This is a genomic window from Desulfofundulus australicus DSM 11792 (genome assembly GCF_900129285.1).
In the GTDB taxonomy this organism is placed as follows: Bacteria; Bacillota; Desulfotomaculia; order Desulfotomaculales; family Desulfovirgulaceae; genus Desulfofundulus; species Desulfofundulus australicus.
Genome location: NZ_FQUW01000035.1, coordinates 18,843 through 29,494 on the forward strand (window position 1 = coordinate 18,843; position 10,652 = coordinate 29,494).

At 58.3% G+C, this 10,652-nt stretch carries 9 protein-coding genes; 7 read left to right on the top strand and 2 right to left on the bottom strand.

The features are described from left to right. Nucleotides 1–80 precede the first annotated feature (80 nt). Together BUB44_RS12145 and BUB44_RS12150 are read right to left on the bottom strand one after the other, a co-directional pair. Nucleotides 81–662, bottom strand: a complete 582-nt coding sequence (locus tag BUB44_RS12145) for a DJ-1/PfpI family protein (RefSeq protein ID WP_073166741.1) — start codon at nucleotides 660–662, stop codon at nucleotides 81–83. A 113-nt stretch (nucleotides 663–775) separates the two neighbouring features. Further along, complete coding sequence (locus BUB44_RS12150; protein WP_073166742.1) at nucleotides 776–2,287, bottom strand: MDR family MFS transporter; 1,512 nt, start codon at nucleotides 2,285–2,287, stop codon at nucleotides 776–778. 344 nt (nucleotides 2,288–2,631) lie between these two features. Between BUB44_RS12150 and BUB44_RS12155 the strand changes: the two genes are divergently transcribed. The 7 genes from BUB44_RS12155 to cas2 all read left to right on the top strand — a co-directional run bounded on the left by BUB44_RS12155 (nucleotide 2,632) and on the right by cas2 (nucleotide 10,360). Then, a complete protein-coding gene (locus BUB44_RS12155) occupies nucleotides 2,632–4,821 on the top strand; it encodes a CRISPR-associated helicase/endonuclease Cas3 (RefSeq protein WP_073166745.1) in 2,190 nt (729 codons plus the stop codon). 167 nt (nucleotides 4,822–4,988) lie between these two features. Next, nucleotides 4,989–5,690, top strand: a complete 702-nt coding sequence (gene cas5c, locus BUB44_RS12160; RefSeq protein ID WP_242655976.1) for a type I-C CRISPR-associated protein Cas5c — start codon at nucleotides 4,989–4,991, stop codon at nucleotides 5,688–5,690. Continuing rightward, the gene (gene cas8c, locus BUB44_RS12165; protein WP_083543236.1) at nucleotides 5,683–7,563 is read left to right on the top strand and encodes a type I-C CRISPR-associated protein Cas8c/Csd1; all 1,881 of its coding nucleotides are present in this window, start codon (nucleotides 5,683–5,685) and stop codon (nucleotides 7,561–7,563) included. The genes cas5c and cas8c overlap by 8 nt, the downstream gene beginning before the upstream one ends. Continuing rightward, nucleotides 7,550–8,428, top strand: coding sequence for a type I-C CRISPR-associated protein Cas7/Csd2 (gene cas7c / locus BUB44_RS12170; RefSeq protein ID WP_073166751.1), 879 nt, complete (start codon nucleotides 7,550–7,552; stop codon nucleotides 8,426–8,428). The genes cas8c and cas7c overlap by 14 nt, the downstream gene beginning before the upstream one ends. A gap of 2 nt (nucleotides 8,429–8,430) precedes the next feature. Beyond that, nucleotides 8,431–9,039: a CRISPR-associated protein Cas4 gene (cas4, locus tag BUB44_RS12175; RefSeq protein ID WP_073166753.1), complete on the top strand. Its 609-nt coding sequence runs from the start codon at nucleotides 8,431–8,433 to the stop codon at nucleotides 9,037–9,039. After that, nucleotides 9,030–10,064 (top strand): type I-C CRISPR-associated endonuclease Cas1c, encoded by a 1,035-nt coding sequence (cas1c, locus tag BUB44_RS12180; protein ID WP_242655977.1) that lies wholly within the window; start codon nucleotides 9,030–9,032, stop codon nucleotides 10,062–10,064. The genes cas4 and cas1c overlap by 10 nt, the downstream gene beginning before the upstream one ends. 5 nt (nucleotides 10,065–10,069) lie before the next feature. Next, entirely contained in the window at nucleotides 10,070–10,360 is a 291-nt protein-coding gene (gene cas2 / locus BUB44_RS12185) for a CRISPR-associated endonuclease Cas2 (RefSeq protein WP_207545658.1), read from the top strand. Nucleotides 10,361–10,652 lie beyond the last annotated feature (292 nt).

Below are 10,652 nucleotides of genomic sequence, written 5' to 3' on the forward strand. Positions count from 1 at the left end.
AAAGGTTTGAAAAACCCTTCCCGGGCCGTAACAAAAAGAGGAGTCCCTTTGCAGGCGGGCTCCTCTCATCCTTGGGCTTCTTACGGTTCGATCCTTGTTCCCAGGAGCTTGAGGAATTTTGCAAGCCACTCGGGGTGGGCGGGCCAGGCTGGTGCGGTGACCAGGTTATTTTCAACGTAAGCGCCGTTTACATCTACATCCACCCATTTGCCTCCTGCATTTTCCACTTCGGGTTTTACCGCCGGGTAGGCCGTGCAGGTTTTCCCATGGAGCACACCTGCCGCCGCCAGTACCTGTATGCCGTGGCAAATGGCGGCGATGGGCTTGTTTGCTCCGGCAAAGTGCCGGACTATTTCCAGCACCGCGGGATTCAGTCGGATGTACTCCGGCGCACGCCCGCCGGGTATCACCAGGGCGTCGTAATTTTCCGCCTTCACTTCATCAAAAGAAGCATTCAGGGTGAAGTTATGGCCGGGCTTTTCGCTGTAGGTTTGATCCCCCTCGAAGTCGTGCACGGCTGTGCGTACTTTTTCCCCGGCCTTCTTTCCGGGGCAGACCGCGTGAACGGTGTGCCCGACCATCTGCAGCGCCTGAAACGGCACCATTACTTCGTAGTCCTCCACGTAATCGCCGACAAGCATCAGAATTTTTTTGGCACCCATGTCTTAATTAACCGCCTCCTTTTATAAGCATTAACTGCCTATTAAGACCATCCGTCGGGCAGGTTAGTTTTTCCTTCCCTGCACTAAAACAAGCGCAATCCTGCCAGCAACCTTCATTCCGGTACCGGCTGGTCATCCCACCGCGCCTTTAGCTCCCGGTCTTCGAGAAACAGGGAAGCCATCAGACCCCCCGTCAAAAGGATGGCTCCGATGAAAAATCCGTGGGTAATGCTGAGAGAAAAAGCATGTTTCAGCAGGGACAGGCGGGGATCGCCGGGCATCTGCATCAAACGGCCCAGGACCTGACCGGGGTCAACTTTTGCCGGTGCACCGGGTGGCAGAAGACCTGCCAGGCGGTGGCTTAAATCGGTCAAAACAATATTGCCGGTGAGGGCGCTGCCAAAAACGCCGCCAATACTGCGGAACAACTGGGAAGCGGCCGTAACTGTTCCCAACTCCGTGCGGCGCACGGTATTTTGTACGGCCACGGTAAAGGTGGGCATGGCTATACCCATTCCGGTACCGCTGATAATCATGCCGGCGACGACCATGGCGTGGGTGGCATCAACAGGCAGCCGCCCCAGGTAAAACATGCCGGCAGTGGCAACGGCCAGGCCGGATACGGCGAAGATTTTGTAGTGCCGCAACCGGGAAATCAGTTGCCCGCTGACCACCGCTGCAATCATGACCGAAAGCATCATGGGCGTGAGCAATGTACCGGAGTATGTCGCGCTTACACCCGTCACGATTTGCAGGTACATGGGCAAATAAAGGGTAATGGCAAACATACCCAGGGTAACTAAAAAAAGTGTTATGGTAGAAACAACGAAAATGTTGTTCCTCCAGAGCCAGGGTGGGAGTAATGGTTCTTCAGCCCGGCTGTCCGCCAGGGCAAAAAGGATACCGGACACTCCTGCCACTGCAAAACCGGATAACACACGGTGGGTGGTCCAGCTCAAATCCTGCTGGGCAAAGGTCAGTGCCAGCAACAGACCAACCAGGGAAACAGTCAATAACGCCGGACTCCAGTAGTTGACCCGTGGTTTATGTGCTGCCCGGTAAGGCGGCAGGGCATAAAAAAGCAGGACCAGCGAAAGGAAACCGAAGGGGGTACTTACGTAAAAGACCCAGCGCCAGCTCCAGTGGTCCGTAATCCACCCGCCGAGAGTGGGACCCAGGAGGGTGGCCAGGGCAAATACGCTCATCATGATTCCCTGCCAGCGTCCCCTCTGGGCCGGAGGGAAGAGATCCCCGATGGTAATGGTATTCATGGCCATTAGCATGCCGCCGCCCAGGCCCTGCACGGCCCGGGCGGTAATGAGCCAGTGCATACTATGGGCCAGCCCGGAAGCCCAGGAACCCAGTAAAAAAAGAGTTACCCCGGCCAGGAAAAAAGGCCTCCGTCCCCACAGGTCGGAGAACTTTCCGGCCAGGGGTACCACCACGCTTGAGGTAAGAATGTAGGCGGTGGCCAGCCAGCTATAGAAGTCCAGTCCACCCAGATCGGCAACTATCCGGGGCATGGCGGTGGCTACCACTGTTTGGTTTACGGCAGCCGTCAGCATGGTAATCAGGAGGGCTACCAGGAGCAATTTTCTCTTATCGCCCTTCAAAACTCTGAGCACCCCAAATTCACCTTCCTGTCCGGTTAATATGGATTACTTAAGAACGTTAAATATTATATCCCTAAAGTATATAGAAGGCAATAGTATTTCAATTTTTGTGGTACATCTCGACTTATATCAAAGCGGTTTTGTTGAGTCCATGATGTCAATAATATAATCTTAATTTTTGATCGGCTCTCGGAGCAGGTTGCAGGCCCGCAAAACAAAAGCCTGCAAATTTTTTGTTCTTCTGTGGAAAACTTAACCTGAAAAGGAGGAGTTAGCCTGTACTGGGTCGAATTTTGTTCATAAAAAAGTTGCGCCCGGTTTTCATGCCAGGTGAGGATTGGACCGGGAGGTGGAGCATGGAACATATATTTCACTACTATGCTCATACGCCAAATGCGCAGAAGGTTTGGCACGATCTGGTCTCTCACCTGCAGAAAGTAGCTGAGCAAGCGTCTGCCTTCGCCCGGCCCTTCGGCGGTGAAGCCCATGCTGCCTGGGCCGGCCTCTTTCATGACCTGGGGAAGTTCAATACCTCCTTTCAAGAATACCTGCAGGCGCAGTACCGGGGGGAAAAATATCCCCGCGTGCCGCATGCCGTGTGGGGGGCCGCCCTGATTTACTGTCTTTTATGCAAAAGGGCAAAAGACCCGGAAGGTTGGAAGGATGTTGCCCTGCCCGTCTGCGGCCACCACTCCGGGCTTGCCGCTGCCGGCCGCCTGGCTCAGGATCTGGAGGAATTCTTGCAAAAGAACTCTGAGTCTCTTTCGATATTTTGCACCCGGTTTTTACACTGGGTGAGAATTGAAACGCTGCCCAAGCTGCCCCCTCTTCGTTCACTCCCCGCCCGGGACACCCGCCGCGAATTTTTCATCCGTATGCTCTTTTCTGCCCTGGTGGACGCGGATTACCTGGACACGGAGGCGCACTTCGCTCCGGAGCCGGCACAGGTGAGAAGAGGCTGGCCGGAAATCCCTGAACTCTGGACCCGGTTTGTGAAAAACCAGGAGTCGTTTCTTGCGACCCGGGATGCAGATACTCCTACAAACCGGGTCCGCCGCGAGGTTTACGAGTCCTGCCTGCGGGCTGCCGAAGGTCCTCCCGGCGTCTGGCGCCTTACCGTGCCCACCGGCGGCGGGAAAACGAGGAGCGGCCTGGCCTTCGCCCTGAAGCACGCTGTGTTGCACGGCAAGCGCCGGGTGGTTGTGGCTATTCCTTATACAAGCATTATCGAGCAGACGGCGGATGTTTACCGGAAGATACTGGGGGATGAAGCCGTCCTGGAACATCACAGCCAGGTGCCCGTACCCGAAGACGAGGGACAGGACCCATTGGCTTTGCGGCTACGCCTGGCGGCCGAAAACTGGGACGCTCCGCTGATAGTTACCACCACTGTTCAGCTTTTTGAAAGCCTTTTTAGCAACTGCCCTTCCCGGGCACGCAAGCTGCACAATCTGGCCCGGAGCGTCATCCTTCTGGACGAAGTGCAGGCCCTGCCTCCCGAAGTCCTCAAGCCTACCCTGGATGTTTTGAGGTCACTGGTGGAGGACTATGGCGTAACCCTGGTCCTTTCCACCGCCACCCAGCCGGCCTTTGACGATACGCCTTACCTCCGGGAGTTTTACGGTCTGGAGGTGCGTGAGATCGTGCCCCAGTACCGTGAACATTTCCAGCGGCTGAAAAGGGTGGATTACGAGCTGCGGGAGGAACCGCTCTCGTGGGAGGACCTGGCGGGTGAGATCCGGGAATTGCAGCAAGTGCTGGTGGTCCTTAATTCCCGCCGGGATGCGCTGGAACTGCTTAAGGCCCTGGGCGACTTGCCTGATGTGTTTCACCTTTCCACACTCCTCTGCGGGGCCCACAGGCGCCGGGTGCTGGCTGAAGTATCGTGCCGGCTGGAAGAAGGAAAGCCGGTGCGCCTGGTCAGTACCCAGGTGGTGGAGGCCGGGGTGGACCTGGACTTCCCGGTTGTTTTTAGGGCGGTAGGGCCCCTGGACCGGGTGGTCCAGGCGGCCGGAAGGTGCAACCGGGAGGGGCGGTTGGCCAAGGGGCGGGTTGTTGTGTTTGAGCCGGCTGAGGGCAGGGCTCCCCGGGGGTCGTATAAAGCGGGTCTGGAAAAAGCCCGGCTCCTTTTAAAAGGACGCCCGGCCGAAAGCCTTCACGATCCGGAACTCTACCGGCAATATTTCCGGAGGCTCTTTGCGGATGTGGACCTGGATAAGAAAAGAATTCAGGAATATCGCCAGGTTCTGGACTACCCGGAGGTGGCCCATCTTTACCGCCTGATTGAGGAGGAGATGGTTTCGGTAGTCGTCCCGTACGGTGAGGCTGGTGAGCGGCTTGAGGAGTGGATGAAGCAGCCGGGCCGTATGACCTGGCGGCGCCTGCAGCCCTACCTGGTCGGCCTCTTCCGGCACGAGGCGGCAAAGTTCAAAAAAGAGGGCTTGCTGGAGCCCCTCGGGGAGGGATTCTACCGCTGGAACGGGGGATACGACGAGCGCATGGGGCTGGTGGGGCCCGTTTACGACCCCGGCGACCTGATTGTTTAAGAGGTCGCTTGGTCACGGTCGCCCCTGTCCTGGTTGACGTCGTTTCACCCCGCATAGAAGCCGGGTTAGAATTAAACAAGCAATGCTGTCCCATGCCGCACCGTACAGCGGGGTTGCAGCCGGCCTCTGTGCCTGGTGATAATTGAAACAAACATGGGGGTGTTCAGGTGGAGCGTACCGGAATGGTTACGGTTAAAGTGTGGGGGGACTATGCATGCTTTACCCGTCCGGAATTTAAGGTGGAAAGGGTGAGCTACCCGGTCATGACCCCTTCGGCGGCACGGGGGGTGCTGGAGGCCATTTTCTGGAAACCGGAGTTCCGTTATGAGATTAGAGCTATTGGCGTCCTCAATATGGGGAGCGAAATGGTAATTCTGCGCAACGAGATAGACCGGCGCCAGGGAAGCAACCCATTCTTTGTGGAGGATGCCCGCCAGCAGCGTTGCAGCCTGGTGCTTAAGAACGTGGCCTACCTGATCCGGGCGGAAATGTCCCTGCAGTCCTGGGCCACCGATCCGGTCTACAAGTACCGCGACCAGTTTAACCGCCGCGTGGAGAGGGGTCAGTGCCACCACCGGCCCTATCTCGGCACCAGGGAATTTGCGGCCTTTTTTGCACCTGCCGGAGAAGGTGACCGGCCGCAGCCGCTGGACATGGACCTGGGGAATATGCTTTTAGACATCGCCTATGTGGAAGACCCGTCCCGGCCGGAGATGGGGTTCGTCCGCCACGGGCCGGGCGGCGCGCGGCGCGCCACCGGCTATCACCGGGCACTATTTTTCCCGGCCCGCCTTGAGGCCGGCTGGCTCAGGGTCCCCCCGGAAAAGTACAGGGAGCTTTACCGGCTGGAGGGCGAGGATTATGTTTAGGGAACTGGTAGAGCTGGGGCGCGATCTGGAAGCCCGGGGTAAGCTTCCCCCGGTTGGCTTTTACTCCTACACGGAGCCTATCCGCTGGGTGGTGCACATCTGGCCCGGGCCGCCGCTTAAAGTTTGGCTGGAGGAGGTTGAGTTGACTAATAGACCCCGGCCGTACGATCCGGGTAGGACATCAGGGTTGAGGGCTTTACCACTTGTCCACGAGGCCGGCTACGCCCTGGGTGCTTCTAAGCAGAAAAATGGCTCGGATAAGCGGGTGGCCGAAAAGCACCGGGTGTTCCGGGAACTGCTTGAAAAGTTTTTGCGTTCGCCCCTGGTGAGTGATCCCGCACTCCGGGAGGCGGCGGGCTGGGTGGCGGAGGTCCTGGAAAAGCGCCTGGTGCAAGACGACCCGCGTTTTGGAGAGGTTCAGTCTAAGGACTGGGTTTCCTTTGTGCCGGAAGAGGGCCCCCTGGCCGGGCAGCACCTGTTCGAACACCCCGAGGTTATGGCCTTCTGGGTGGCCGAGCTTGAGGAGCGGTGCTTGGCGCACGATAAAAAGGGGAAGCCGGTGGCCAGCGTAGGTGAGTGTGCGATATGCGGGTCTACTGGAGCACTTATCGGTAAGCTTCCCCTCCAGGTGAAGCTGCTTAGAGGAACTGCCCCCCTTCACTGTTTAAACGAAGATGCATTTGTCTCTTACCTTACCGGACGGAACATTTCTAAACAGGTCCACCTGGGTCTCTGCTTTGCGTGTGGCGATACCGCATCGCGGGCCTTTGACTACCTCTCCAACAACCCCCGGCACAGGAAAAACCTGCTACGGGACAAAAACAAAGCTGACAGCCTGGCCAATCAGATAGCCGTTTACTGGCTTAAAGCTCCTGCTCCCCTGCAGGTGGGGGATAGGTCCATAGATCTGGAAGACCTGCTGGCCAGCCTGGGATCTCTGATGGTCGAAGAGCGAACACAGAAGAAGGTTCAGGCTCCTCCCGCCGATCTGGCCCAGCTGGACCGCCTGCTGGAGCTGCCCTGGAAGCCCGGAGCAGCCGGTTTGATGCTGGATGCCTACGCTTTTTACCTGGGGGTGCTTTCGCCCAATGTGGGACGGGTTGCCCTCCGGGAGTGGTTTAGTGTTTCTCTGGAGGCTTTAAAAGAAAACCTGAGACATTTCCTGCAGGCACTTATCCTGGTCTCCCCCAAGGGAGACGAGTTTCGACCGGTATCCATAGCCGTCCTGGCGGAGGCCCTGGATTTGCCTGATCCAAATTTGACTCGGGGCCTGCTTCGGGCGGCCTACCTGGGATACAGGCCTTCAGATGGACTTTTGGCCAGGGCGGTCCCGCGACTGCGGGTTCTCTGGACCAAAGGGAGGAGGGATAGGCCGGACGAGGAACGGCAGCGGCTTGAGCATATTCAAGCCCTGACAGCTCTGTTAAAGCTGGTGATCTCTTACGGAAAGGAGGATGCCGTGAACATGGAAGAGCTGGATTTTCGGCGTAGCTCTCCGCCCTACCTTTGCGGTCGGCTGCTGGCTGTTTTAGAAGAGGCTCAGCAGCGGGCGGCTAATTTTAAGCTGAACACTACTCTGGTGGACCGTTTTTACGGGGCGGCCTCCACCGCGCCGGCCTCGGTTTTCGGGAACCTTTTGCGCCTGAGCACCACCGCTCACCTGCCCGAGGTCGGGCGGGAAGTAAACCTCCTGGTGGAAGAGATCCTTTCCCGGCTGGACAAGGCCGGGGGGTTTCCCAGGACCCTAAACCTGCCCCAGCAGGCGGAGTTTGCCCTCGGCTTCTACCACCAGCGGGCCTATTTCCGTGCCGGGCGGGGCAAGGGTAAAGCCAGTGAATCCAATCAGGGAGGGAAAATTAATGAGCGCCCATAACAGGCTTGAAGCCGTCTGCGATCCACAAAAGCGTTATGAATTTGTCTTTCTTTTTGATGTCCGGGACGGTAACCCGAACGGCGACCCCGACGCCGGGAATCTACCCCGGGTGGACCCGGAGACTATGCATGGATTGGTCAGTGATGTTGCTTTGAAGAGAAAAGTAAGGGACTACGTACAGGTTACGAAAAATATTCCAATTTTCATTCAAAGCAAGGTGGCGCTGAACACTTTAATTAAACAGGCGGGAGAAGCAAGGGGTGTTACCGAGAGCCGGGTACCAAATGAAGACGTGCGCAATGAGCTCTGCCGGCGGTATTACGACATCCGCATGTTCGGGGCCGTGCTTTCCACCGGCGACCTGAACGCCGGGCAGGTGCGGGGTCCGGTGCAGATCACCTTTGCCCGTTCGGTTGACCCGGTGCTCCCTCTGGATCTGTCCATAACCCGTAAGGCCAGAACCACCGAGGAGCGCATGGAGTCAGGGGAGACCGAGATGGGCAGAAAACCCCTCATCCCCTACGGGTTATACCGGGCCCACGGATTCTACAACCCCTTCCTGGCCGAAGGGACCGGCGTATCGAAAGAAGACCTTGAACTTCTCTGGGAGGCCCTCCAGTTTCTCTTTGAGCTTGACCGCTCGGCTTCCAGGGGTGAAATGGCGGTGCGCGGTCTCTTTGTTTTCCGCCACGAAGACAAGAAGGGCAACGCCCCGGCACACAAGCTGTTTGAGCTGGTAAAGGTGCGGAGGCAGGAAGGTGTGGAAAACTCCCGCTCCTTTGTGGACTATGTGGTCGATGCCCCTCCTGAGGGGGCGCTTGACGAGATGGGTTTTGCCGGCGTTACCCTGGTCCGGCTGGTGTAAATATGCTCTGGGATGACTCCGAATCCGTCCCCATCAGTGCGCTGCAGCACTACGTATACTGTCCCAGGCAGTGCGCGTTGATCCACCTGGAACAGGTTTGGGAGGAAAATCTCTTCACTTTACGGGGGCGGCGGACCCACGAGAATGTGGATCTGCCCCACGACTACACTGCGGAAGGAGTTCGAGTTGAGCTGGCCGTCCCCCTCTGGTCGGAGCGTCTGGGGTTAATCGGCAGGGCGGATGTGGTCGAGTTCCTGCCGGACGGCACCCCCTATCCGGTCGAGTACAAGGCCGGTCCCCGGCGGGCCAGGAGGGCTGACGAGGTGCAGCTCTGCGCCCAGGCCTTGTGCCTTGAGGAAATGCTGGGACGACCCGTGCTCCGTGGAGCCCTGTACCATCACGGGTCACGCCGGAGGCGGGAGGTTCGCTTTACGCCCGAACTTCGTTCGCAGGTGGAAAGGGTGGTCCTGGACGTGCGACGACTGCTCCAGATCGGCTCCATGCCCCCGCCGGCGGCAGATAAACGCTGCCGGAACTGTTCCCTGGTGGACGCCTGTATGCCCTTTGCCCTGCGGGATCTCCCTGCCTGGCTGGAGCGTGAATGGAAGTGATGCATCAACTACTTAATACCCTGTATATTCAAGCCCAGGGCGCTTACATACACCTGGATCACGATACGCTCAAGGTGGAAGTCGAGCGGGTTCAGCGGCTCCAGGTACCCCTGCACCACCTGGGCGGACTGGCCGTTTTCGGCAACGTACTCTTAAGCCCCTTTTTGATTCACCGTTTTGCCGAGGACGGCCGGAATATCGTCTGGTTTGACCAGAATGGCCAGTTCCGGGCCCGCCTCGCCGGGCCGGTATCTGGCAACGTCCTTTTGCGGCGGGCCCAGCACGAGGCCTACGGGGATGCGTGCCGTCGTAAGGCCCTGGCACGCCGCTTTGTGGCCGGTAAGATTAGAAATGCCCGCCACGTGCTGCTCCGGGGAATGCGCGATAACCCGGAACTGGCCTGCCGGCTTGAACCGGCCGCCCGGGAGCTGGAAACGGCCCTGAAGGAAGTGAACAGGTCGGAGGACCTGGATGAATTGCGCGGAATCGAGGGCCGGGCCGCCGCTGTATACTTTTCGGTATTGAGTTCGCTCATCCTGGTGGACGATCCCGCCCTGCGCTTTGAGATTAGAACGAAGCGGCCGCCCCGGGACCCGGTGAACGCTTTGCTCTCCTTTGCCTATGCCCTGCTGGTCAATGACTGTGTATCGGCCTGTGAAGGGGTGGGGCTTGATCCCCAGATCGGCTACCTCCACGCCCTGCGCCCCGGTCGGCCTGCTCTGGCCCTGGATCTAATGGAGGAGTTCCGTGCCTTCCTGGCAGACCGGCTTGTGCTGACGCTGCTGAACCGCCGCCAGATAACGGAAAAGGATTTCCTGGAGCGGCCGGGAGGTGCCATCCACCTTACCGACCGGGCCCGCCGGACCTTTTTAGAGGCCTATCAGAAAAGGAAACAGGAGGAGCTCACCCATCCTCTGCTTGGTCAACGGGTACCCGTCGGGCTCCTCCCCCACATCCAGGCGCGCCTGCTGGCGCGACATCTTCGCCAGGATGCGGCCGAATACGCGCCGTTTGTTGCCCGATGAAGCGGATGGACATCATCGTTGCCTACGACGTGAATATGGAAAGCAGGGAAGGGCAGGCCCGTCTGCGGAAAGTGGCCACAATTTGCAAGAACTTTGGCCAGCGGGTCCAGTATTCTCTCTTTGAGTGCCGGGTAACACCGGCTCAGCTCGAGGAACTCATTTACAGGCTCCGGAAAGTCATCGATGAGAAACGGGACAGCCTCCGCATCTACATACTGCATGGCGGCAGGGAGGGTTCCCTCAGGGTTTACGGCCAGGACCGGTATGTGGACTTCGATGGGCCGCTGATTCTGTGAAGGCCCTCGCGGGGCGTGGCGAAATTCGGGCGGTGTAAGTGTGGTATTAGGCTTTCATGCCGGGTAAGGATTAAACAAAGATGGTGGTGCGCGGATCCCCAGTGGAGCTACAAAACCCGGATGTATCGCGATTCGGCATTCTTACGGCCGGCCGGGTAATTACAGGAGCCCCAGCCGGTCAAAAAATCTCCGGTCTACCCGGTTCGCGCTACGTGGTAGCTAACACCGCACAGGAAAAGAACTTATGCGCGAACTGTTGCACCCGGCTTCCATGCCGGGTGAGGATTGAAAC

What these genes read in the sequence shown, in the direction of transcription:
- BUB44_RS12145 (WP_073166741.1), bottom strand. Translation starts at nt 662, where the DNA reads ATGGGTGCCAAAAAAATTCTGATGCTTGTCGGCGATTACGTGGAGGAC.
- BUB44_RS12155 (WP_073166745.1), top strand. Translation starts at nt 2,632, where the DNA reads ATGGAACATATATTTCACTACTATGCTCATACGCCAAATGCGCAGAAG.
- cas8c (WP_083543236.1), top strand. Translation starts at nt 5,683, where the DNA reads ATGTTTAGGGAACTGGTAGAGCTGGGGCGCGATCTGGAAGCCCGGGGT.
- cas7c (WP_073166751.1), top strand. Translation starts at nt 7,550, where the DNA reads ATGAGCGCCCATAACAGGCTTGAAGCCGTCTGCGATCCACAAAAGCGT.
- cas4 (WP_073166753.1), top strand. Translation starts at nt 8,431, where the DNA reads ATGCTCTGGGATGACTCCGAATCCGTCCCCATCAGTGCGCTGCAGCAC.
- cas1c (WP_242655977.1), top strand. Translation starts at nt 9,030, where the DNA reads ATGGAAGTGATGCATCAACTACTTAATACCCTGTATATTCAAGCCCAG.
- cas2 (WP_207545658.1), top strand. Translation starts at nt 10,070, where the DNA reads ATGGACATCATCGTTGCCTACGACGTGAATATGGAAAGCAGGGAAGGG.